Below are 21,798 nucleotides of genomic sequence, written 5' to 3'. Positions count from 1 at the left end.
GCCAGCCGGTCGATTCGGCTTGTCCCAGCAGCGCGGCGCGCTCCAGCGCCAGCGCGGTGTCGGCCGGTAGCGGGTGGGGGTGCTCGGGGGTGTCGGGACCGGTGGTGCCCAGCACAGCCGGTGCCGCGTAGCCCAGCAGGCGCTCGGCGCTGCTGGGCCAGTCCTGGATCGCGCCGTGGGTGTCCAAAAAAAAGATCGCGGCGTCGCGCAGGCTGCCGGAGAGGGCTTGCCAGCGCGCCTGCTGCTCGGCCAGGTGCGCGTCCTGGTGCTGCAAGCGCTGTTGCAGATCACGTTGCTGTGCGTGCCACGCGGCCTGTTGCTGCTGCATCGCCGTTTCGTCTCGCAACAGCACGAAGGCGCCCACCACGTCGTCGCCGCTGCGCTCGGGCAGCAGGCTCACCCTCCAGTGGTGGGCCTGGTCATCGTGGCCGCGTTGCAGCGTGAATTGCCCGGCCTCGCCGCGCATCACGGTGGCCATCCAGGGCAACAGCGCCTCGATCCACTCGTCGTCCAGCACCTCGTGCCAGGATTGCCCAGCGACGTGCTCCCACGACAGGGAGGGGCGCAGCAGCGGCTGCGCGGCGGGGTTGGCGTGGCGGCAGCGCCAGTGCGCATCCAGGCTCAGCACCCCATCGGGCAGCGCCAACAGCAGGCGCTGCAGGGTCGCCGTGGCATCCACCGCCGCCGTGTCGCTGGGCTGGTCATCGCCCTCGGCCGACAGGGCGGCAAAAAACGACGGCGGCAGGTGCGAGGGCCAGGGGTCGCGGGGCAGCGGCTGCATGCTGGCAACTGTAGCGCAAGCCGCGGCAGCCTCGATATGGCCCGCGTGGGCCGCGCGGAATCAAAAGCGCGGAAGGTCGGGATGGGGCAGGCGCCCGCCGCGCACCAGCATCTTGCCGTACTCGGCGCAGCGCTGCAGCGTGGGGATGACCTTGCCCGGGTTGAGCAGCCCCCGGGGGTCGAAGGCGCGTTTGATGGCCATCATCTGCTCGCGCTCGGCCGGGCTGAATTGAACGCACATGCTGTTGAGCTTTTCCACCCCCACGCCGTGCTCGCCGGTGATGGTGCCGCCCATGGCGACACTCGTCTCCAGGATGTCGGCGCCGAAGCGCTCGGCGCGCTGGAGCTGGTCGGGGTCGTTGGCGTCGAACAGGATGAGTGGGTGCAGGTTGCCGTCGCCCGCATGGAAAACGTTGACGCAGCGCAGCCCATAAGTCTGCTCCATGCGCTGGATGGCCTGCAGGATATCGGCCAGCCGCTTGCGCGGGATGGTCGAGTCCATGCACATGTAGTCTGGGCTGATGCGACCGCTGGCGGGGAACGCGTTTTTGCGTCCGCTCCAAAAGCGCAGCCGTTCCGCTTCGTCGCGGCTGACGGCGATGCGCGTGGCGCCGGCGCTGCGCAGCACCGCACTCATGCGCTCGATCTCCTCCGCCACTTCCTCGGGCGTGCCGTCGCTTTCGCACAGCAGAATCGCCTCGGCTTCCAGGTCGTAGCCGGCTTGTACGAAAGCCTCCACTGCCGCCGTCATGGGCTTGTCCATCATTTCGAGTCCCGCAGGGATGATGCCGGCGGCAATCACCGCGGCCACCGCCTCGCCGGCGCGGCGCACGTCGTCGAAGCTGGCCATGATGCAGCGCGCCAGTTGCGGTTTGGGGACGAGGCGCACCGTCACTTCCAACACCACCGCGAGCATCCCTTCCGAGCCCACCACCAGCGGCAAAAGATCGAGTCCTGGGGCGTCGAGCGCGTCGGCCCCGAACGTGACCGGCTCGCCTTCGACCGTGTAGCCGCGCACTTTGAGCACGTTGTGCAGCGTCAGCCCATACTTGAGGCAGTGCACGCCACCAGAGTTCTCGGCCACGTTGCCGCCGATGGTGCAGGCGATCTGGCTGCTCGGGTCGGGCGCGTAGTACAGACCGAAGGGTGCGGCGGCTTCGCTGATGGCCAGGTTGCGCACGCCTGCTTGCACGACGGCGGTCTGTGCCAGCGGGTCGATGGAGACGATGCGGTTGAACTTGGCCAGCGACAACGTCACGCCCAGCGGGTGCGGCATGGCACCCCCCGACAGCCCGGTGCCCGCACCGCGTGCCACCACCGGCACCTGAAGCGCGTGGCAGGTGCGCAACACGGCCTGCACCTGGTCCTCGGTCTCGGGCAGCGCCACGGCCAGTGGGCGCTGGCGGTAGGCGGTCAGGCCGTCGCACTCGTAGGGCGTGGTGTCCTCCGCGGTGTAGAGCAGGGCGTGATCAGGCAGCACCGCGGCCAGCGCGCGCACCACTTCGGCCTGTCGCTCGGCGCGCAACACGGCGTTGGATTCTTGGCGGTCGTGGGTGGTCATGGCAGCGAGTCCTTTCGGTGCGGGCGCATGCACGCGCGGCTGGCCTGCAGTGTAGGCCAGCCAGGCCAAACAGGGCTGAAAAATCCTTCAATGGGGTGTGAGCGCAGGCGCGCAGGGCGAGGCGGCGTCGCGTTGTCTCGGACGGCAGTGGGTTCGACCCCATCAGGCTTGGGGTCTTGAAACCGGTGCGCAGGTCCCCATCTAGGAAACCAAGCAAGGCGGATGGCCGGTGTGGTGGAGGGCCAGCCATCCGGAGGGACATCCTCCACGAACCCTCTGATTCGAAGGAGATTTTCATGAGCAACCTGATTCCCCGCCGTATGAGCCTGTTCGACGAATTCTTCCGCGATCTGGCGCCGGGCTTCTACATCCGGCCGCTGCACGGCGAGCCGCTGCCGCAGCAAATCAAGCTCGACGTCAGCGAGTCCGACAACGCTTACACCATCACCGCCGAGATCCCTGGCGTGTCCAAGGACGCGATCCAGGTGACGGTGGAAAACAACGTCGTGACGATCGGTGCCGAAGTCAAGCAAGAGGACGTCAAGCGCGACGGCGACAAGGTGCTGCACAGCGAGCGTTACTTCGGTGCGGTCTCCCGCACGCTGGCGCTGCCGGGTGACGTCGACGAGACGCAAGCCAGCGCCAAGTACGAAAACGGCGTGCTGACGCTGGTGCTGCCCAAGAAGGCCGCGGTGGTCGGCAAGCGCATCCGTATCGAGTGATGCTGCGCGGCGCGCAGGCCGTCAGCCGATGGCCTGCCGCAGCCAGGCTGCGAAAGTCGCGCATTCCCAGCGTTCCATCGTGCCCGCCCGCCAGCACAAATAATGCGCGTGCGGGCTGGGCACGCTGCGCGGGTACAGTCGCACCAAGGTGCCGTTTTCCAGCCACGGCGCGCCCAGTTTGAGGCGCACCAGCGCCACGCCCATGCCGGCGGCCGCGCCGTCACACATCAGGCCGATGTCGTTGAACTGCGAACCCTCGACGGGTTCGGGCCAGTCCAGGTCGTGCGCGGCAAACCAGGTGCGCCACGGCTCCAGCGGACTGCGCAGCAGGGGCAAGCCTTCCAAGTCCTCGGGCCGCTCGAACGGCCCGTGTTCCCGTGCAAAGGCGGGCGAGGCCAGCGGCGTGACCTCGTCCTTGAGGATGCAGGCGAACTCCACGTCCTGGTAGCGCCCGGTGCCGAACCGGATCGTCAAGTCCGCGTCCTCGGCGACCACGTCCAGCAGCGGGATGCTGACCTGCAGCGTGAGGTCGATTTCCGGGTAGGCCTCGGAGAAGTGCTTGAGCCGCGGCATCAGGATCGAGCGCGCGAAGGTGGGCGTGACCGCCAGCCGCAGTTTGCGCCGCCCGGGCGTGGCGTGGCGGCTGGGAAAGCGCTGCAGCGCCGCCAGGCCCTCGCGCACCTGGGCCAGGTATTCACTGCCCTCGGTGGTGAGCGAGAAGTCGGCACGCCCGAACAGCTTGACGCCGAGCTGCTCCTCCAGCTGACGGATGCGGTGGCTGACCGCGCTGGGGGTGACGCACAACTCGTCGGCGGTCTGCGTCACGCTGCGCAGGCGCGCCAGCGCCTCGAAGGTCAGCAGGCACTGGATGGGCGGGATGCGCGGGGCGGCCATGGGGGCTCCCGGTGTCAGCGAAACACCACCGTGCGCTGCCCGTTGAGCAGCACGCGGTGTTCGCTGTGCCATTTGACCGCGCGCGCCAGCACTTGGCTCTCGGTGTCGCGGCCGATCGCGGTCAAGTCCTCCACCGTCATGCTGTGGTCCACGCGCGCCACGTCTTGTTCGATGATGGGGCCCTCGTCCAGATCGGCGGTCACGTAGTGCGCGGTGGCGCCGATGAGCTTGACGCCGCGCTCGTGCGCCTGATGGTAGGGCTTGGCGCCCTTGAAGCTGGGCAAAAAGCTGTGGTGGATGTTGATCGCGCGCCCCGCCAGCCGCTCGCACAGGTCGTCAGACAGGATTTGCATGTAGCGCGCCAGCACCACGAGTTCGGCACCTTCTTGCTCGATGATCTCGAGTTGGCGTGCCTCGGCCTGGGCTTTGGTCGACGGAGTGACCGGGATGTGGTGGAAGGGGATGTTGTAGCTGGCCGCCAGTTGGTAAAAATCCCGGTGGTTGCTGATGATGGCGCGCACGTCCAGCCGCAGCAGGCCGCTTTTCCAGCGAAACAGCAAGTCGTTCAAGCAGTGCCCCTGCTGGCTGACGAAGATGACGGTGCGCATGGGCTCGTGCCACGGGTGCAGGCGGCACGCCATGCCGTGGCGAGCGCCAAACGCACTGGCTGCCTCGCGCAGGGCGCTGGTGTCATGGCCGGGGCAAGTGAACTGCACGCGCATGAAGAAGCGCCCGCTGTCGCGGTCGTTGAATTGGGCGGCTTCTTCGATATTGCCGCCGAGTTCCAGCAAAAAGCCCGAGACGGCGTGCACGATGCCGGGCTTGTCCTGACAGGACAGGGTGAGAACGAACGTGTCTTGCATGGAGCGAATTGTCGCTGTTTTGTCTCGTCGCTCTCGGTCGGACGGCGCGCGCGACTCCCCCCATGTGAGCGCGGGATAATCGCGACTCGCGGGTGCCGCGGCACCCGCGCAGGCAATTTTGGAGGAAAGCCCATGTCCCACACCGTGGACGTCGTGATACTGGCCGCCGGCAAAGGCACGCGCATGAAGAGCGCGCTGCCCAAGGTGTTGCAGCGGCTGGCGGGCCGCCCGCTGCTGGGCCACGTGCTGGACACGGCGCGCGGTCTGGCGGCGCGACGCGCGGTGGTGGTCACCGGCCACGGTGCCGAGCAGGTGGAGGCCGCGCTGCCCGCGCTGGCCGCCGATCTGCCCTGGCAGGCGGTGCGCCAGCAGCCGCAGTGGGGCACCGGTCACGCGGTACAGCAGGCCATGCCGTGCCTGGACGACGAGGGTGTGACCCTGGTACTGTCGGGCGACGTCCCACTGACGCGCCCCGAGACGCTGGCCGCGTTGCTGTCGGCCCAGGCGAGTGCGGGCCCGGATGCGTTGGCGCTGCTGACCGTCACGATGGCCGACCCCCACGGGTACGGGCGCCTCGTGCGCGGCGCCGACGGTGAGGTGCAGCGCATCGTGGAGGAAAAGGACGCCACGGACGCCGAGCGCGCGCTGACCGAGGTCTACAGCGGCATTCTGGCCGCGCCGACTCGCCGCCTGCGTGCGTGGTTGTCGCGACTCGACAATCACAACGCGCAGGGCGAGTTCTACCTGACCGACGTGGTGCGGCACGCGGTGGCCGATGGTGTGCCGGTGGTGGCGCACCGCATCGATGACGCGCTGGAGGTGGCCGGTGTCAACAGTCCCGCGCAGCTGGCGGCGCTGGAGCGTGCGCTTCAACGCCGCGTGGCCGATGCGTTGCTGGCGCAGGGGGTGCGGCTGGCCGACCCCGCCCGTCTGGACGTGCGGGGCGAGCTCGTGTGCGGCCAGGACGTGGAAATCGACGTCAACTGTGTGTTCGAGGGGCGGGTCGAACTGGGGGATGGCGTGCGCATCGGGGCGCACTGCGTGATCGCCAACGCACGCATCGAGGCCAGTGCCGTCATCGAGCCCTTCACCCACATCGACGGCGAGCGCTCGGGTGTCACCGTGGGGGCGCATGCCCGGGTAGGGCCTTTTGCGCGCCTGCGGCCCGGCACCCGGCTGGGGCCGGAGGTGCACATCGGCAACTTCGTGGAAGTCAAAAACAGCACGCTGGCGGCCGGGGCCAAGGCCAACCATTTGGCCTATCTGGGGGACGCGACCGTGGGCGAGCGCGTCAACTACGGGGCGGGCAGCATCACCGCCAACTACGACGGCGCCTTCAAGCACCGCACCGTGATCGAGGCCGACGTGCACGTCGGCAGCAACTGCGTGCTGGTGGCCCCCGTGACACTGGGGGCGGGCGGCACGATCGGCGCCGGCAGCACCGTCACCAAGGACACGCCCCCTGGTGCGCTCACGGTGGCGCGCGCCAAACCGGTCACGGTGCCGAATTGGCAACGCCCGCGCAAAGCGCGTTGAGGGCGGTCCGCGCTCACCAGCCCCACAGGTGTTCGCTGGCCGCCCAAACCGTGCCGTTGCCGTCCGGGGCGCGTAGCTGCACCCAGTCTCCTTGGCGGCGCACGGTGGCCAGCACGTCCCCATAGCGGGCGCGACCCACCACCTGCCACTCTAGGCCAGGGCCACTGCGCAGGTTGAGCGTGCGCGTGCGCACCACGTGGTACCGCTCTGGGCCGGTGACGCGCGCTGCGATCCAGCCTTCGTCGCCCTCGAAATCGCGCACGCGCAGCCAGTCGCCCTGGCGCTGCAGGACCAACAAGGGGTAACCCCGTTTGAGTTGCCATTGCACGTCGGCGTCGGGCGCGGGTGCGGCGCGCAGGTTGACGACGGAGCTGCGCACGCTGACGAGTTCTTGCGCCTGTGCGCCCAGCGCCAGGGCGGCCAGTGCCAGCGCCCAAGTGCGCGCGATGGCGCGGTGGATGGGGACCATGCGGCGACTCCTTTCGTGCCAAGGATATCCGCCAAATGATACGCCAGGGGGCTCGCTCGGGTCAGGCCGGCGCTGGGCCGGGACGCCGCAGCGGCAGCCGTGGATCGAATTTGGCGCGGTGCACGCTGAAGTACGCTTTGACTTGGCGCACGTTGCCGTGTTCGGTCCACAGCCGCTGGGCTAGCGCGTGGTAGTCGTCCATATCGCGCACGGTGACGACCAGCACGAAGTCGGGGCCCGCGCTCACCCGGTAGCACTGCTGGACGGCGGGCTCGGCCACGGCGCGCGCTTCGAAGGCGCGTAGGTGTTCGTCGCCCTGGCGTTCCAGGCCGATTTCCACGATCGCGGTCAGGCAAGGCCCCAGCAGCGCCGCCACACGCTGCGGCTGCAGGATGGCCACGCGCCGCTCGATCAGGCCCGCGGCTTCCAGCCGCCGCACGCGCCGCAACACCGTGGGTGCCGACACCCCGCATTGGGCCGCCAGCGCGGCCAAGGAGGTGCCGGCGTCGGTTTGCAGCCGGTCGAGTAGGGTGAGGTCCAGCTCATCGATGTAAAAATCGTTCATAAAACTATTGATAATGGAATCGTTGCGCGCACGTGGTGGGAAGTGAACGATTATTTCAAAAATAGAGAAAAAAAGAAGTTTCCACATTCGTGGGTTGTCGTACCTTTGCGCTGTTGTCGAGCCAGAGCGGGGGATTGACCCATGTGTGGAATCGTGGCAGCGGTCGCAACGACCGATGTGGTGGGGGTGCTGATCCAGGGACTGCAGCGGCTGGAGTACCGTGGATATGACTCGTGTGGGTTGGCGGTGCACCAGGGAGCGCCGCTGGCCGGTGCAGTGGCGGCCGATGCCGGACGGCGTGGCTTGGTGCGCGCGCGCAGCACCGCCCGCGTGGCCGAGCTGCAGGCGCAGGTGCAGGCCGAGCGGCTGCAAGCAGCCACGGGTATCGCGCACACGCGCTGGGCCACGCACGGCGCGCCTGCCGTGCACAACGCGCACCCGCACGTCAGTCACGGCCCGGGTGTGCGGCCCGGCGAGCGCGCGCCGCGTGTGGCGCTGGTGCACAACGGCATCATCGAAAACCACGAATCCCTGCGTGCAGCGTTGCAGGCGCGCGGCTACGTGTTCGAGAGTCAGACCGACACCGAGGTCATCGCCCACCTCATCGACAGCCACTACGACGGTGATTTGCTGGCGGCGGTGCAGGCTGCGACCGCCCAGCTGCGGGGGGCGTATGCGATCGCCGTGCTGCACCACGACGAGCCGCAGCGCCTGGTGGGGGCGCGCGTCGGCTCGCCGCTCGTGCTGGGTATCGGCGCCGCGGCGCAGGGGCCAGCGCCGCACTACTTGGCCAGCGACGCACTGGCGCTGGCGGGCGTGACGGACCGCATCGTCTTTCTGGCCGAGGGCGACGTGGTGGACGTCGCGCTCGGGCGCTATCGCGTCGTCGGTGCCGACGGGCGCACGCTGGACGCGGCCGCACGCCCCGTCAAGACGGTGCACGTGGGCAGCCAAGACGTGGCGCTCGGGCCCTACCAGCACTACATGCAAAAAGAGATCTTCGAGCAGCCGCGCGCGCTGGCCGACACGCTCGAGGGCGTGGAAGGCATCGTGCCCGAGCTGTTCGAGGACCACGGTATCCGCAGTCGGGCGGCGTGGCGCGTGTTTCGTGAGATCGACCGCGTGCTGATCCTGGCCTGCGGCACCAGCTACTACGCCGGTTGCGTGGCGCGCCATTGGCTGGAGTCGATCGCGCGCATCCCCACCACGGTCGAGATCGCCAGCGAATACCGCTACCGCGACGCCGTGCCGGATGCGCGCACGCTGGTGGTGACCATCAGCCAAAGCGGCGAGACGGCCGACACGCTGGCAGCGCTGCGCCATGCGCAGCAGCAGGGCATGACGAATACGCTGACCATCTGCAACGTCGCCACCAGCGCCATGGTGCGCGAGTGCGAGCTGGCCTATGTGACGCGCGCCGGGGTGGAGATTGGGGTGGCCAGCACCAAGGCGTTCACCACGCAATTGGCGGCGCTGTTTCTGCTGACACTGGCGCTGGCGCAGGCCAAAGGGCGCCTGACCCCTGAGGACGAAGCCCGCCACCTGCGCGCCATGCGCCACTTGCCGCTGGCGCTGCAGGCTGTGCTGGCGCTAGAGCCACAGGTCATCCGCTGGGCCGAAGATTTCGCCGCCAAAGAGCACGCGCTGTTCCTGGGCCGCGGGCTGCATTATCCGATCGCGCTCGAAGGCGCGCTCAAGCTCAAGGAAATCAGCTACATCCACGCCGAGGCGTACCCGGCGGGCGAACTCAAGCACGGCCCGCTGGCGCTGGTGACCAGCGCCATGCCCGTGGTGACGGTAGCCCCCAACGACGCCCTGCTGGAGAAGCTCAAGAGCAACATGCAAGAGGTGCGCGCGCGCGGCGGGGTGTTGTACGTACTGGCGGACGCCGACACCCACATCGCCGGCGGCGACGGGGTGCATGTGATCCGGTTGCCGGAGCACTACGGGGCGCTGAGCCCCATTCTGCACGTGGTGCCGCTGCAACTGCTGGCCTACCACACGGCGTGCCTGCGCGGCACCGACGTGGACAAGCCCCGCAACCTGGCCAAGAGCGTGACGGTGGAGTAGGGCGACGCTTGACGTGTGTGCTACGTTGAAGAGAGCCGGTGGTCTGGCCCGAGTGCTCTCCTCGGCGCGGGGGGCGGGGTGGCGCCGGCGTGTCGAGAAGGAAACAACGGAGGCATTCATGCAGCAACGCGTATGGCAACGCTCCGCGTCATGGCGCGGGTGGCGCAAGAAGGTGGTGGCGGCGTGTGCGCTCGCTTTCGGGGCGGCACCCGTCGTGCAGGCGCAAGCCCCGGCACCGGTGCCCGTCGTGGCCAGCTTCAGCATCTTGGGCGACCTCGTGCAGCAGGTGGGTGGCGAGCGGGTGCAGGTGCGCACCCTCGTCGGCCCGGAGGCGGACGCGCACGTCTTCCAGCCCAAGCCCGCTGACGCGCGCTCGGTGGCCGCGGCGCGGTTGCTGGTGGTCAACGGCCTGGGTTATGAGGGTTGGCTGGAGCGCCTGCTGCGCAACGCCAACTACCGCGGTGAGCTGGTGCGCGTGGCCGATGGCATCGAGCCGTTACCGGCGCGGGACAGCCATGACCACGGCGCAAAAGCAGGGCACCGACATGAGCACGGTCATGACCACGGCGAGCACGACCCGCACGCCTGGCAAGACGTGCGCCACGTCATCCACTACACGCAACGGATTGCCGAGGCGCTGTGCCGCGTGGATGCACCGGGCTGCGACCACTACCGCCAGCGGGCCCAGACCTACACCCAGACGCTGCGGGCGCTCGATGCCGAGATCCGCGCCGCGTGGGCACCGATTCCCCCGCAACAGCGCAAGGTGGTGACATCGCACGACGCGTTCCGCTATTACGGCCACGCCTACGGGGTGCAGTTCTTACCCGCGCAGGGCGTCAGCACCAGCAGTGAACCATCGGCGGCTGGGGTGGCGCGCCTCATCCGGCAGATCCGTGCCGAGGGCGTGCGCGCGGTTTTCGTGGAACGGCTAACCGACCCGCGACTCGTGCAACGCGTGGCGCAGGAAGCGGGGGTCACCCCCTCACCGGTTCCCCTGTACTCGGATGCCCTGTCCCCACCCGGTGGGCCCGCGCCGGACTACGTGAGTCTGATGCGCCACAACACGCGCGCCATGGTCGAGGCGATTCAGGGGCGTCCTTGATCGGGGGCAAGCCGACAGGCCGATGACGGTCGGCGGCCTAGCCTCACGGCTGCACGCGCACCTGTGGCGGCTCGCCAGGGGCCACGGCCTCCAGGCGGCCGATCACCCAGCCGGGTTGGCCCTGGGCGGCGGTGAACGCTTCCTGCACCGCTGCCAGTGTGTCGGGAGCACAGGCGACCAACAGGCCACCGCTGGTCTGTGGGTCGGTGATCAGCGACTGCCACAGGGCGCGCGCATCGGGCGCCAGCGCCGACAGGTCCACCGCGTCGCCGTAGCTGGCCCAGTTGCGGCCAGAGGCGCCAGTGGCGATGCCCTGCGCCAGCAGCGCGCGGCTGACCTCGAGCACCGGCAGCGCGGTGCTGTCCACGCAGGCGCGCAAGCCGGCCGGGCGGCACATTTCCAGCAGGTGGCCCGCTAGGCCAAAGCCGGTGACATCGGTCATCGCATGTACGCCGGGCAGCTCGCCCAGCGCAGCGCCGGCGCGGTTGAGCAGCGTCGTCCAGCGCCGCATCTGCTGGTAGCCGTCTGTGTCCAGCCGTCCCTTTTTGAGCGCTGCGGACAAAATACCCACGCCCAGCGGCTTGCCCAGCACGAGCACGTCGCCAGGGCGGGCGCCCGCATTCGTCTTGACGCGCTGCGGGTGCACGGTGCCAATGACCGCCAGCCCGTAGATCGGCTCGACCGTGTCGATCGAGTGGCCGCCGGCCAGTGCCACCCCGGCGTCGCGGCAGGCAGCGGCCCCGCCTTCGAGCACGCGGCCGATGACCGACTCGGGCAGCTGGTTGATCGGCATGCCCACCAGTGCCAGTGCCAGCAGCGGCTGGCCGCCCATGGCGTACACGTCCGACAGCGCGTTGGTGGCGGCGATGGCACCGAAGTCGTAGGGGTCATCCACCACGGGCGTGAAGAAGTCGGTGGTGGCCACCAGCGCCAAGTCGTCGCGCAGGCGGTAGACTGCGGCGTCGTCGCTGGTCGCCGTGCCCACCAGCAGTTCGGGCGGCGCGAGGTGCGGGGGGACTTGCGCCAATAGCCGCTGCAGCACCGCGGGGGCGATTTTGCAGCCGCAGCCGCCGCCGTGGGCCCAAGCGGTCAGTCGGTTCGGGTCGCGCATTTCGGTGTCCATTCTCGTTCCCTTCACAGCTCACGCAGCCTTGCCATGGCCGCTAAACCGGATATTGTCACGCTGGATCAGATCGACGCGTTCGACACGCTTATCGACGCTCGCAGCCCGGCGGAGTTTGCGCTCGACCACCTGCCCGGCGCGATCAACCTGCCGGTGCTCGACGACGAGGAGCGCCGCATCGTCGGCACGCTGTACAAACAGACCGGCGCTTTCGAGGCGCGGCGCATCGGCGGCGCCTGGGTGGCGCGCAACATCGCCCGCCACATCGAGGCCGTCATGCAGGACCGGCCGGCCGGCTGGCGCCCGCTGGTGTACTGCTGGCGTGGCGGGCAGCGCAGCGGCGCGTTTGCCCTATGGCTGCGCCAGATCGGCTGGGCCGCGGCGCAGTTGCAGGGGGGGTACAAGGGCTACCGGCGCTGGGTCGTGGAGCAGCTCGACGCCCTGCCGCCGACGCTGGACTGGCGGGTGATCGCCGGTCCGACCGGCAGTGGCAAGACGCGGCTGCTGCAGGCCCTGGCCGCCCGCGGGGCGCAGGTGCTGGATCTGGAGGCGCTGGCGCGCCACCGCGGCTCCATCCTGGGCGCGTGGCCCGACGGGCAGCTGCAGCCCAGCCAGAAGGCCTTCGACACCGCGCTGGTCGATGCGTTGCGGCGCTTCGACCCCGCGCGGCCGGTGTGGGTGGAGGCCGAGAGCCGCAAGATCGGCGCCGTGCAGTTGCCCGAGGCGATGACGGCGGCGCTGCAGCGCGCCCCGCGCGTGCAGGTGGAGGTGCCGTTTGCGGCGCGGCTGGCGCTGGTGCTGGAGGACTACGCCTGGCTGGGGCGCGACCCCCAGGCGCTCGCCCAGCGGCTGCAGGCCTTGCGCGGCCTGCAGTCCAACGAGACGCTGGCGCGGTGGCAGACCTGGGCGCTGGCGGGGCGGCTGACCGAGCTGTTCGCGGAGCTGATGACGCACCACTACGATCCGCTCTACCGCCGCTCGCAGGAACGGACCGGTGTGCCGCCGTGGCGGACTCTCCCGCTGCCGGCGCTGGATGCGGCCGGGCTGGAGCGCGCGGCGGTCGAGTTGCTGGAGGGCGCGGCGGCGCATGGTCTTCCCTGATGATTCGGGGCTAAGTTATATTTTCTTGTAATAAAGAAATTAGAAAATAATTGTTTGTGTTTTGAAGGGCGCCGCCCAGAATTCCCGGCATCCCACCCGATCCGCCGGAGGAATCCCCGATGCGACGCCGTTCATTCAACCGTGGCCTGTGGGCCACCCCCCTGGCTGCCCTGGCGCTGGGCGCCGGCCTGATCGCCAGCGCACCGGCCCACGCCCAGCCGGCCACCCTGCTCAACGCGTCCTACGACGTGGCGCGCGAGTTCTACAAGGACATCAACGCCGCCTTCGTCGCGCATCTCAAGAAGACCAGCGGCCGTGACGTCACGGTGCAGCAGTCGCACGGCGGCTCCAGCGCCCAGGCGCGTGCGGTGGCCGACGGGCTGGATGCCGACGTCGTGACCATGAACACGACCACGGACATCGACTTCCTGGCCGAGCGTGGCGTCGTCGCCAAGGACTGGGCACAGCGCTTCCCGCACGGGGCGGCGCCCACCACCTCCACCATGTTGTTCCTGGTGCGCCAGGGCAACCCCAAGAACATCCGCGATTGGGACGATCTGGTCAAACCGGGCGTGCAGGTGGTGGTGGTCAACCCCAAAACGGGCGGCAACGGCCGCATGGCCTACCTGGCGGCCTGGGGGCAGGTGCTGGCGCGCGGCGGCACGCCCGAGCAGGCGGCCGACTTTGTGCGGCGGCTCTACCGCAACGTGCCGGTGCTGGCGCGCGGCGGCCGGGATGCCACGGGCGTGTTTCTGCAACGTGGCATCGGCGACGTGCTGATCACCTTCGAGTCCGAGGTGGTGTCGGTGGACCGCGAGTTCGGCACCGGCCGGGTCGACGTGGTGCACCCGTCGGTCAGCATCGTGGCCGAGAACCCGGTGGCGATCGTCGAGCGCACCGTGCAGAAGAAGGGCACGCGCGATCTGGCCAAGGCCTACCTGGACTTCCTGTACACCGAGGAGGCGCAGGAAATCGCGGCGCGCCACGCCATCCGCCCCCGCAATGAGGCGGTGCTGCGCAAGTACGCCGCCACCTTCAAGCCGCTCAAGCTGTTCACGGTGCAGCAGCACTTCGGCAGCCTGGCCGAGGCGCAGCGGGTGCACTTCAACGACGGCGGCCAGTTCGACCAGCTCTACACCGCGGGGCGCTGAGGCCATGACCGCGATCACGCTTGTCGCGACGGGGCCGGCCGTCCCGCGCAGCACCGGGCGGCGGGTGCTGCCGGGCTTCGGCTTGACGCTGGGCTACACCGTCATTTACCTGAGCCTGGTGGTGCTGATCCCGCTGACGGCACTGGTGGCCAAGACGCTGACCCTGGGCTGGGCGGAGTTCTGGGCCGCGGTGATGGCGCCGCGCGTGCTGGCGGCCTTTCGCCTGACGTTCGGCGCGTCGCTGCTCGCCGCCGGCGTCAACGCGGTGGCCGGCCTGCTCGTGGCCTGGGTGCTGGTGCGCTACCGCTTTCCCGGCAAGCGGTTGGTCGACGCGCTGGTGGACCTGCCGTTCGCGCTGCCCACCGCCGTGGCCGGCATCTCGCTGGCGGCGCTGCTGGCCGGCAACGGCTGGGTCGGACAGTGGCTCGAGCCGCTGGGTATCCAGCTCGCTTTCCAGCCGGCCGGGGTGGTGATCGCGCTCATCTTCATCGGGCTGCCGTTCGTGGTGCGCACCGTGCAGCCGGTGCTGGAGGACGCCGAGCGCGAGCTGGAGGAGGCCGCGCAGTGCCTGGGCGCGACGCGCTGGCAGACCTTTCGCCACGTGATCTTCCCGACCATCCTGCCGGCGCTGCTGACGGGCTTCGCGCTCGCCTTCGCCCGCGCGGTGGGCGAGTACGGTTCGGTCATCTTCATCGCCGGCAACGTGCCGATGGTGTCCGAGATCGTGCCGCTGATCATCATCGGCAAGCTGGAGCAGTACGACTTCGCGGGGGCCACGGCGGTGGCGACCGTGATGCTGCTGGCGTCGTTCGCGCTGCTGTTGGTCATCAACGCGCTGCAGGGCTGGCAGCGCCGCCGTGCAGGGAGCTGACATGGGCATCAATGCATTCCCTGCCGCCCGCGCGCGCGGTCCCCGGACCACCGAGGCGCCCTGGGTGCGCTGGACGCTCACGGCGCTGGCGCTGGGCTTCATGGCGCTGTTCCTGGTGCTGCCGCTGCTGGCGGTCTTCGCCGAGGCGCTGCGCAAGGGCTGGGACGCCTACTGGAGCGCCCTGCAAGAGCCCGACGCCTGGGCCGCCGTGCGGCTGACGCTGCTGACCGCCGCCATCGCCGTGCCGCTCAATCTGGTGTTCGGTGTGGCCGCGGCGTGGGCGATCGCCAAGTTCGAGTTCCGCGGCAAGGCGCTGCTCACCACGCTGATCGACCTGCCGTTCTCGGTCTCTCCGGTGGTGGCCGGGCTGATCTACGTGCTGGTCTTCGGGGCGCAGGGGTGGTTGGGGCCGTGGCTGGCCTCGCACGGCCTCCAGATCATCTTCGCCGTGCCGGGCATCGTGCTGGCAACCGTGTTCGTGACCTTTCCCTTCGTCGCCCGCGAGCTGATCCCGCTGATGCAGGCGCAGGGCAACGAGGAGGAGCAAGCCGCGCTGGTGCTGGGCGCCAGCGGCTGGCAGACCTTCTGGCACGTGACGCTGCCCAACATCCGTTGGGGCCTGCTGTACGGCGTGATCCTGTGCAACGCGCGCGCCATGGGCGAGTTCGGGGCGGTCTCGGTCGTCTCCGGCCACATCCGCGGGCTGACCAACACGGTGCCCCTGCACGTCGAGATCCTCTACAACGAGTACCAGTCGGTGGCGGCCTTTGCCGTGGCGTCGTTGCTGGCCCTGCTGGCGCTGGTCACGCTGGTCGTCAAGACCGTGGCCGAGTGGCGCATGCAGCGCGAGCTGCGCGCGCTGGCCGAACTGCCGCCCGAGCGACCCAGCGCGGGGCCGCAGACCCGCCCCGGCGCCTGGCGTGCCGCGACGACGGCCGCCCCGGTCCCCGTGTCCTCCCCGTTCTCCGGAGTCCGCGCATGAGCATCGAAGTCCAGCGCATCAGCAAGCGTTTCGGCCATTTCGTCGCGCTCGACGACGTCAGCCTCCACATCGATTCGGGCGAGCTCGTCGCCCTGCTGGGCCCGTCGGGCTGCGGCAAGACGACGCTGCTGCGCATCATCGCCGGGCTGGAGTCGCCCGATGCCGGTGCCATCCGTTTCGAGGGCGAGGACGCCACCGACCGCCACGTGCGCGAGCGCAACGTGGGCTTCGTGTTCCAGCACTACGCGCTGTTTCGCCACATGTCGGTGTTCGACAACGTCGCCTTCGGCCTGCGCATGAAGCCGCGCAGCCAGCGCCCCTCGGAGCGCCAGATCCGCGACAAGGTGATGTCGCTGCTGCAGCTGGTGCAGCTGGACTGGCTGGCGGACCGCTACCCGGCGCAGCTCTCGGGTGGGCAGCGCCAGCGCATCGCGCTCGCGCGCGCGCTGGCGGTCGAGCCCAAGGTGCTGTTGTTGGACGAGCCCTTCGGCGCGCTGGACGCCAAGGTGCGCAAGGAACTGCGCCGCTGGCTGCGCCGGCTGCACGACGAGCTGCACGTGACGAGCATCTTCGTCACCCACGACCAGGAGGAGGCGCTGGAGGTGGCCGACCGCGTGGTGCTGATGAACCACGGCCGCATCGAGCAGGTGGGCAGTCCGCAGCAGGTCTGGGAGCAGCCGGCCAGCCCCTTCGTGGTCGGCTTCCTGGGCGACGTCAACCTGTTCCACGCCCGTGCCCACGAGGGCCGGGTACACCTGGGCGAGGGCGTGGCACTGGAGGTGCCCGAGCACGCCGACGCGCGCGACGCGCAGGCGCTGGCCTACGTTCGTCCGCACGAGCTCGATGTCGCGCCGCTGGCCGGCGGCACGGGTTTGCCGGCGCGGGTGGAGCGCGCCCTGGTGGTGGGGCCGCTGGCGCGGCTGGAGCTGCGCCCGCTGGCCCCCGCCGGCGGCGCCGCGCCCACGGTGCTGGAGGCGCATCTGCCGGCCGAACGCTGGGCCGCGTTGGGTCTGCGCGAGGGCGACACCGTGCGCGTGGCGCCCCGCACCGCGCGCGTGTTCCTGCGCACCGATGAGGCCTCGCCCGCGCCCGTCTGATTCTCCTTGCTGGTGCGGCCGGCCGCCGGCTGCGCGATCACCGCGCCGCGTGAGCCGCTCGTTGGCGCAGTGGCGTCCCTGTCGCAGGGTCGGGCAGCCCCGCTGCCGATGCGCCGGAATTGCGCGCGCGACGGGTAGAGCATGGCGATGGAGTGGCCGATCAGGGCCTGCGGGTCGTAGCCGAACAGCTCGGCGAACGCGCGGTTGCAAGCCACGACGACGTGCCGCCGTGTCACGCACAGCGCGACCGGCGACCAGTCGAAGCCCTCCGCCGACGGGACATCGGCACAGGAGGGCATGACGGGCACACGGTATTCATACCGTATTGTCAGCCACCGGGGCCGGCACTAAGGTCACGTCCGACGTCGACTGCGCCGCACGTCGGTGGCGCGGCCCTGTTCCAGGAGACCTCCAATGCACCTTGCGCAACTGCTGGTCCGCCAGGCTCGCGTGGCCGGTGACCGCCCCGCCATCTTCCACGGCCCCCACCCCTGGGCCTGCCACGCCGAGTGGGCCGCCCGCGCCGCGGGACTGGCCCACCGCCTGCGCCAGGGCGGCCTGCAGCCGGGCGAGCGCGTGCTGGTCTTCATGCGCAACCATCCGCGCTACCTCGAAGTCCTTTGGGGCGCCTGGTGGGCGGGGCTGGCCGTGGTGCCGGTCAACGCCAAGCTGCACCCGAGCGAGGTCGAGTGGATCGCCGACGACGCCCGCACCCGCTGGGGCTTCGTCACGGCGGACGTGGCACCGACCGCGCTGCGCGGTCTGGAGCGGCAGGTGGACATCGAGTCGCCCGAGGCGGACGACCTGCTCGCGCCCCTGGATGACTGGACGGCGCACCCGCCGGTGGAGCGCGCGCCCGACGATTTGGCCTGGCTGTTCTACACCAGCGGGACGACGGGGCGGCCCAAGGGGGTGATGCTGACGCAGCGCAACCTGATGACGATGGGATTGACGTACTTCGTCGACGTCGATGCGGTGGATGCCGGCGACGCCATCGTCTACGCCGCGCCGATGTCGCACGGGTGCGGGTTATATGCGATCCCGCATGTGATGGCCGGCGCGCGCCACGTGGTGCCCGCCTCGGGCGGTGTCGACCCCGCCGAGCTGTTCGCGCTGGGCCGGGCGCTGGGGCCGCTGTCGACGTTCGCGGCTCCCACCATCGTCAAGCGCCTGGTGGACCACGCGCAGGCCGCAGGGCTGACGCCCGAGGACTGCGCGGTCGCCTTCAAGACCATCGTCTACGGCGGCGCGCCGATGTACGTGGCCGATATCGAGCACGCGCTGCGCATCATGGGGCCGCGTTTCGTGCAGATCTACGGGCAGGGCGAGACGCCCATGGTGGCCACGGCCTTGTCGCGGCGGCACCTGACCGACACGGCGCACCCGCGCTACCGCGAGCGGTTGGCGTCGGTGGGGGTGGCGCAGACGCCGGTGCAGGTGCGCGTGGCCGACGCGCAGGGCCGCGACCTGCCCTGGGGCGAGCCGGGCGAGGTGCTGGTGCGCGGCGACACGGTGATGGCCGGCTACTGGCGCAACCCCGCGGCGACCGCCGCGGCGCTGCGCGACGGCTGGCTGTGGACCGGCGACATCGGGGCACTGGATGCCGACGGCTTCCTGACGCTGAAGGACCGCAGCAAGGATCTGCTCATCAGCGGTGGCTCCAACATCTACCCGCGCGAAGTCGAAGAGGTGCTGCTGACCGCCCCCGGCGTGGCCGAGGTCGCGGTGGTCGGCGCCCCGGACCCGGAGTGGGGCGAGGTGGTGGTTGCGTTCGTCGTCCCCCGGCCCGGCGCCGCGGTGAGCGCCGAGACCCTGGACGTGCACTGCCTGGCGCACATCGCGCGCTTCAAGCGGCCCAAGCGCTACGTGTTCGTCGAGGCCCTGCCCAACAACCACTACGGCAAGGTGCTCAAGACCGAGCTGCGCGCCCGGCTGCGGCCGCCGACCTGACCGGGGCCGCCATCCCCATCGACGGCGGCTGGACGGCCCATTGAGGCGGAGGTGGCGGCAGGATCGTCCGCCCCCACCCCGACCAGCACGACGGTTGGCCGCCCGCTGTGCAGCACGCTGGCCCGCGGCAAGGTCTCCAGGGTGTGCTGGCTGTGGATCGCGTCCGGCCAGCCGGCGCGCGAAACCACCGCCACCGGCGTCGTCGCCGGCCAGCCCGCGGCCGCCAGCTGCCGCGCCAGGCCCGCCAGCTGTCTGCCCGCCATGTAGAACACCTCGGTGTCGGCGTGGCGGCCGGCGGCCAGGTCGTGCTCGCGCGTCATGGCCGTGGTCAGCGCCACGCTGCGCCCGCGCCCGCGCCGGGTCAGCGGGCGTTGCGCGTCGGCAGCGGCGGCCAGTGCTGCGGTCACGCCGGGCACCACCACGGCCGTGTGGCCGGCCGCACGCACGGCGGCCAGCTCCTCCTCCAGCCGCCCGAAGACGCTCGGATCGCCGCCCTTGAGGCGCACCACGCGTCGGCTCGTCGCGGCGTGGTGCAGCAGCAGAGCGTGGATCACCTCCTGTCCGGTGGCGCGGTCGAAGCCGCGCTTGCCGACGTCGATCCAGCGCGCCCGTGGCGCCCATTCGCGCAGGGTGGGGTCGGTCAGCGCGTCGGCCAGCACCACCTCGGCCTCGGCCAGCAGGCGCGCGCCGCGCACGGTGATCAGATCGGCCGCGCCCGGTCCGGCGCCGATGAAGGCGACGGTTGCCATGTCAATCCACCAACAGCGCGCCGCTGGTGCGGTGCGTGGCCGGATCGACCACGATCAACGCGCCGGTCTGCACACTGTCGCCGAACGGCGACAGTGGCAAGGGTTCGGCCACCTCGACCACCACGCGGCCCAGGTCGTTGACGCCCAGCTGCGCGGCATCCACCGGCTCCAGCGTATCGATGTCGAGTCGGTGCTCGATGGCCGCGATGCGGCCTTGCACCCAACGGTGGCCGTGGCGCAGCCAGTAGCGGCGCCCGATGGCGGTGGGATCGGTGTCCAGCCACGCTGCGGTGGCGTGGAAGCGCCGCTGCCCCTGCAGGGCCGACGGTGCGCCCAGCCAATCCCCGCGCGAGATGTCGAGCGCGCGATCCAGCACCAGGCCAATCGACTGACCGGCCTCGCCCACGGCGATGGCGGCACCGGCGTGGTGCCGGATGTCCGTGACCCGGGCCGTCTCGCCGGACGGAAAGACCGTCACCGCATCGCCGACGCGCACCGTGCCGGTGGCCAGCCGCCCCCAGTACACGCGGGGTTGGTGTCCGGTGCCGTCCCCGCTGCGCGCTACCCATTGCACGGGCAGGCGCCACGGTGCCTCGGCGGCGGGTATCGGCACGGGCAGCGATTCCAGCAACGCCAGCAGCGTCGGTCCGTCATAGCCACCCACCGGCGCGGGTGAGATGACGTTGTCGCCCCGCAGCGCCGACACCGGCACGATACCGACGGGGGAGAGCCCAGCGCGTTGCGCAAAGGTCTCCAGTGCCGCACGCACGGCGGCGTACGCGGCGCCGGCGTCCGACACGGCGTCGATCTTGTTGACCGCGAACACCAAATGCGGCACACCCAGCCGGTGCGCCAGCAGCGCATGGCGCCGGGTCTGGGGCAGCAGGCTCACCGGGTGGCGCGTGAGGTCGAGTTTGGTCACGTCCACCAGCACCACGGCTGCGTGGCTGCCGGCGGCCGCCGTCACCATGTTGCGCGTGTACTGCTCGTGTCCGGGCGCGTCGGCGATGATGAACTTGCGCCGCGGCGTGGCGAAATAGCGGTAGGCCACGTCGATGGTGATGCCCTGCTCGCGTTCGGCCTCCAGGCCGTCGGTCAGCAGCGACAGGTCCAGCGCACCGCCGCCGCGGCCGTGCCGCCGCAGGGCGTCCACCTGGTCGGCCAGCAGCGCCCGGCTGTCGTAGAGCAGGCGGCCGATCAGGGTGCTCTTGCCGTCGTCCACGCTGCCGGCGGTCAGGAAGCGCAGCGCCGCGTGGCGGGCCGTGGCGTGGCGGGTTGCGATTGCGTCGTCCATCTCAGAAGTACCCCTCGCGCTTGCGCCGCTCCATCGCGGCTTCGCTGGTGCGGTCGTCCACCCGGGTGGCGCCGCGTTCGCTGATCTCGGCGCGCAGCGTCTCGGCCACGATGGCCTCGGCGCTGGCGGCCGTGCTCTCGACCGGGCAAGTGCAGGTCATGTCGCCCACGGTGCGGAAGCGCACGCGCACGGTCTCCACCGCCTCGCCCGCACGCGGCGGCGTGACCGGCGTGACCGGCACCAGCAGGCCCTGGCGGCGCACCACCGGGCGCTCGTGCGCCCAGTACAGCGCCGGCAGCGCGATGTCCTCGCGCGCGATGTAGGCCCACACATCCAGCTCGGTCCAGTTGCTGATCGGGAAGGCGCGCATGTGCTCGCCCGGCTGCAGCCGGGTGTTGAACAACGTCCACAGCTCGGGGCGTTGCGCCTTGGGCTGCCACTGCCCGAAGGCGTCGCGGTGCGAGAAGATGCGTTCCTTGGCGCGGGCCTTCTCCTCGTCGCGGCGCGCACCGCCGATCAGCACGTCGAAGCGGTGCGCCTCGATCGTCTCCAGCAGCGTGACGCTCTGGTGCGCGTTGCGCGAGGCCAGCGGATCGGCCAGTCGCACGGTGCCGCGGCGGATGGAGTCCTCCACGTGACCGACGATCAAGGCGTCGCCGTGGCGCTGCACCAGTTCATCGCGAAACGCGATCACTTCCGGAAAGTTGTGGCCGGTGTCGATGTGCAGCAGTGGCAGGGGCAGCCGTCCGCTCCACGAGCCATCGGTCTGCCGCTGCTGGAAGGCCTTGCGCGCCAGGTGCAATACCACGCACGAGTCTTTGCCACCAGAAAACAGCAGCGCAGGGCGCTCGAACGCGCCCACCGCTTCGCGCAGGATGAAGATCGACTCTTCCTCCAGCGCGTCGAGATGCCGCC

20 protein-coding genes and 1 pseudogene are annotated in these 21,798 nt (G+C 70.3%); 10 read left to right on the top strand and 11 right to left on the bottom strand.

Annotation, left to right across the window (positions count from 1 at the left end):
* Both Q0716_RS07615 and Q0716_RS07610 read right to left on the bottom strand, forming a co-directional pair.
* Positions 1–781 (bottom strand): PAS domain-containing protein (locus tag Q0716_RS07615; protein WP_299021581.1); only part of this gene is annotated, 781 nt, incomplete at its 3' end.
* A 60-nt stretch (positions 782–841) separates the two neighbouring features.
* Positions 842–2,341 (bottom strand): FAD-linked oxidase C-terminal domain-containing protein, encoded by a 1,500-nt coding sequence (locus tag Q0716_RS07610; protein WP_299021580.1) that lies wholly within the window; start codon positions 2,339–2,341, stop codon positions 842–844.
* 296 nt (positions 2,342–2,637) lie between these two features.
* Between Q0716_RS07610 and Q0716_RS07605 the strand changes: the two genes are divergently transcribed.
* Positions 2,638–3,063: an Hsp20/alpha crystallin family protein gene (locus Q0716_RS07605; RefSeq protein ID WP_299021578.1), complete on the top strand. Its 426-nt coding sequence runs from the start codon at positions 2,638–2,640 to the stop codon at positions 3,061–3,063.
* A 21-nt stretch (positions 3,064–3,084) separates the two neighbouring features.
* Here the strand turns inward: Q0716_RS07605 and Q0716_RS07600 are convergent, their stop codons facing one another.
* Together Q0716_RS07600 and purU are read right to left on the bottom strand one after the other, a co-directional pair.
* Positions 3,085–3,957, bottom strand: coding sequence for a LysR substrate-binding domain-containing protein (locus Q0716_RS07600; protein ID WP_299021576.1), 873 nt, complete (start codon positions 3,955–3,957; stop codon positions 3,085–3,087).
* A 14-nt stretch (positions 3,958–3,971) separates the two neighbouring features.
* Positions 3,972–4,820, bottom strand: a complete 849-nt coding sequence (gene purU, locus Q0716_RS07595) for a formyltetrahydrofolate deformylase (RefSeq protein ID WP_299021575.1) — start codon at positions 4,818–4,820, stop codon at positions 3,972–3,974.
* Between the two features lie 132 nt (positions 4,821–4,952).
* Between purU and glmU the strand changes: the two genes are divergently transcribed.
* The gene (gene glmU / locus Q0716_RS07590) at positions 4,953–6,356 is read left to right on the top strand and encodes a bifunctional UDP-N-acetylglucosamine diphosphorylase/glucosamine-1-phosphate N-acetyltransferase GlmU (RefSeq protein ID WP_299021574.1); all 1,404 of its coding nucleotides are present in this window, start codon (positions 4,953–4,955) and stop codon (positions 6,354–6,356) included.
* 13 nt (positions 6,357–6,369) lie between these two features.
* On the opposite strand, the gene Q0716_RS07585 is transcribed toward glmU, so the two are convergent.
* Positions 6,370–6,825: an SH3 domain-containing protein gene (locus tag Q0716_RS07585; protein ID WP_299021573.1), complete on the bottom strand. Its 456-nt coding sequence runs from the start codon at positions 6,823–6,825 to the stop codon at positions 6,370–6,372.
* Positions 6,826–6,886: 61 nt separating this feature from the next.
* Positions 6,887–7,390 carry an Lrp/AsnC family transcriptional regulator gene (locus tag Q0716_RS07580; RefSeq protein ID WP_299021572.1) on the bottom strand — a complete coding sequence of 168 codons (504 nt, stop codon included), beginning with the start codon at positions 7,388–7,390 and terminating at the stop codon, positions 6,887–6,889.
* Positions 7,391–7,531: 141 nt separating this feature from the next.
* On the opposite strand from Q0716_RS07580, the gene glmS reads away from it, so the two are divergent.
* Positions 7,532–9,460: a glutamine--fructose-6-phosphate transaminase (isomerizing) gene (glmS, locus tag Q0716_RS07575; protein WP_299021571.1), complete on the top strand. Its 1,929-nt coding sequence runs from the start codon at positions 7,532–7,534 to the stop codon at positions 9,458–9,460.
* Between the two features lie 118 nt (positions 9,461–9,578).
* Positions 9,579–10,565, top strand: a complete 987-nt coding sequence (locus tag Q0716_RS07570; RefSeq protein WP_299021570.1) for a zinc ABC transporter substrate-binding protein — start codon at positions 9,579–9,581, stop codon at positions 10,563–10,565.
* 43 nt (positions 10,566–10,608) lie between these two features.
* Here the strand turns inward: Q0716_RS07570 and selD are convergent, their stop codons facing one another.
* On the bottom strand, positions 10,609–11,688 hold the full coding sequence (gene selD, locus Q0716_RS07565) for a selenide, water dikinase SelD (RefSeq protein WP_299021569.1): 1,080 nt from the start codon (positions 11,686–11,688) through the stop codon (positions 10,609–10,611).
* A gap of 33 nt (positions 11,689–11,721) precedes the next feature.
* Here selD and mnmH point away from each other — a divergent pair, with 33 nt between their 5' ends.
* The 5 genes from mnmH to Q0716_RS07540 all read left to right on the top strand — a co-directional run bounded on the left by mnmH (position 11,722) and on the right by Q0716_RS07540 (position 16,890).
* Positions 11,722–12,789, top strand: a complete 1,068-nt coding sequence (gene mnmH / locus Q0716_RS07560; protein WP_299021567.1) for a tRNA 2-selenouridine(34) synthase MnmH — start codon at positions 11,722–11,724, stop codon at positions 12,787–12,789.
* Positions 12,790–12,908: 119 nt separating this feature from the next.
* Positions 12,909–13,940, top strand: coding sequence for a sulfate ABC transporter substrate-binding protein (locus Q0716_RS07555; protein ID WP_299021566.1), 1,032 nt, complete (start codon positions 12,909–12,911; stop codon positions 13,938–13,940).
* 4 nt (positions 13,941–13,944) lie between these two features.
* Complete coding sequence (cysT, locus tag Q0716_RS07550; RefSeq protein WP_299021565.1) at positions 13,945–14,811, top strand: sulfate ABC transporter permease subunit CysT; 867 nt, start codon at positions 13,945–13,947, stop codon at positions 14,809–14,811.
* A gap of 1 nt (position 14,812) precedes the next feature.
* Positions 14,813–15,793 (top strand): sulfate ABC transporter permease subunit CysW, encoded by a 981-nt coding sequence (gene cysW / locus Q0716_RS07545; protein WP_299021564.1) that lies wholly within the window; start codon positions 14,813–14,815, stop codon positions 15,791–15,793.
* Entirely contained in the window at positions 15,790–16,890 is a 1,101-nt protein-coding gene (locus tag Q0716_RS07540) for a sulfate ABC transporter ATP-binding protein (protein WP_299021563.1), read from the top strand. Before cysW ends, Q0716_RS07540 begins: the two co-directional genes overlap by 4 nt.
* A 122-nt stretch (positions 16,891–17,012) precedes the next feature.
* Here the strand turns inward: Q0716_RS07540 and Q0716_RS10945 are convergent.
* Positions 17,013–17,189: pseudogene (locus tag Q0716_RS10945) on the bottom strand (PAS domain-containing protein); the annotation flags it as partial.
* Between the two features lie 115 nt (positions 17,190–17,304).
* Between Q0716_RS10945 and Q0716_RS07535 the strand changes: the two are divergent.
* Positions 17,305–18,840: an AMP-binding protein gene (locus Q0716_RS07535; RefSeq protein WP_299021562.1), complete on the top strand. Its 1,536-nt coding sequence runs from the start codon at positions 17,305–17,307 to the stop codon at positions 18,838–18,840.
* Here the strand turns inward: Q0716_RS07535 and cobA are convergent.
* The 3 genes from cobA to cysD all read right to left on the bottom strand — a co-directional run.
* Complete coding sequence (gene cobA / locus Q0716_RS07530; protein ID WP_299021561.1) at positions 18,786–19,589, bottom strand: uroporphyrinogen-III C-methyltransferase; 804 nt, start codon at positions 19,587–19,589, stop codon at positions 18,786–18,788. The two genes, Q0716_RS07535 and cobA, sit on opposite strands and share 55 nt — an antisense overlap.
* Position 19,590: 1 nt before the next feature.
* Positions 19,591–20,883 carry a GTP-binding protein gene (locus Q0716_RS07525; protein ID WP_299021560.1) on the bottom strand — a complete coding sequence of 431 codons (1,293 nt, stop codon included), beginning with the start codon at positions 20,881–20,883 and terminating at the stop codon, positions 19,591–19,593.
* Between the two features lies 1 nt (position 20,884).
* The coding region (cysD, locus tag Q0716_RS07520) for a sulfate adenylyltransferase subunit CysD (RefSeq protein WP_299021559.1) at positions 20,885–21,798 on the bottom strand (914 nt) is incomplete at its 5' end.

The organism is uncultured Tepidimonas sp., from assembly GCF_938045175.1.
Lineage (GTDB): Bacteria > Pseudomonadota > Gammaproteobacteria > Burkholderiales > Burkholderiaceae_C > Tepidimonas.
The sequence above is the reverse complement of the archived record's forward strand: the minus strand, read 5'-3'. Positions and strand labels throughout refer to the sequence as shown.

Coding starts and splice junctions, on each gene's coding strand:
- cobA (WP_299021561.1), bottom strand. CDS start 19,589: ATGGCAACCGTCGCCTTCATCGGCGCCGGACCGGGCGCGGCCGATCTG.
- Q0716_RS07610 (WP_299021580.1), bottom strand. CDS start 2,341: ATGACCACCCACGACCGCCAAGAATCCAACGCCGTGTTGCGCGCCGAG.
- Q0716_RS07535 (WP_299021562.1), top strand. CDS start 17,305: ATGCACCTTGCGCAACTGCTGGTCCGCCAGGCTCGCGTGGCCGGTGAC.
- Q0716_RS07585 (WP_299021573.1), bottom strand. CDS start 6,825: ATGGTCCCCATCCACCGCGCCATCGCGCGCACTTGGGCGCTGGCACTG.
- cysW (WP_299021564.1), top strand. CDS start 14,813: ATGGGCATCAATGCATTCCCTGCCGCCCGCGCGCGCGGTCCCCGGACC.
- Q0716_RS07600 (WP_299021576.1), bottom strand. CDS start 3,957: ATGGCCGCCCCGCGCATCCCGCCCATCCAGTGCCTGCTGACCTTCGAG.
- purU (WP_299021575.1), bottom strand. CDS start 4,820: ATGCAAGACACGTTCGTTCTCACCCTGTCCTGTCAGGACAAGCCCGGC.
- Q0716_RS07570 (WP_299021570.1), top strand. CDS start 9,579: ATGCAGCAACGCGTATGGCAACGCTCCGCGTCATGGCGCGGGTGGCGC.
- Q0716_RS07555 (WP_299021566.1), top strand. CDS start 12,909: ATGCGACGCCGTTCATTCAACCGTGGCCTGTGGGCCACCCCCCTGGCT.
- Q0716_RS07540 (WP_299021563.1), top strand. CDS start 15,790: ATGAGCATCGAAGTCCAGCGCATCAGCAAGCGTTTCGGCCATTTCGTC.
- glmU (WP_299021574.1), top strand. CDS start 4,953: ATGTCCCACACCGTGGACGTCGTGATACTGGCCGCCGGCAAAGGCACG.
- glmS (WP_299021571.1), top strand. CDS start 7,532: ATGTGTGGAATCGTGGCAGCGGTCGCAACGACCGATGTGGTGGGGGTG.
- Q0716_RS07525 (WP_299021560.1), bottom strand. CDS start 20,883: ATGGACGACGCAATCGCAACCCGCCACGCCACGGCCCGCCACGCGGCG.
- Q0716_RS07605 (WP_299021578.1), top strand. CDS start 2,638: ATGAGCAACCTGATTCCCCGCCGTATGAGCCTGTTCGACGAATTCTTC.
- mnmH (WP_299021567.1), top strand. CDS start 11,722: ATGGCCGCTAAACCGGATATTGTCACGCTGGATCAGATCGACGCGTTC.
- selD (WP_299021569.1), bottom strand. CDS start 11,688: ATGGACACCGAAATGCGCGACCCGAACCGACTGACCGCTTGGGCCCAC.
- cysT (WP_299021565.1), top strand. CDS start 13,945: ATGACCGCGATCACGCTTGTCGCGACGGGGCCGGCCGTCCCGCGCAGC.
- Q0716_RS07580 (WP_299021572.1), bottom strand. CDS start 7,390: ATGAACGATTTTTACATCGATGAGCTGGACCTCACCCTACTCGACCGG.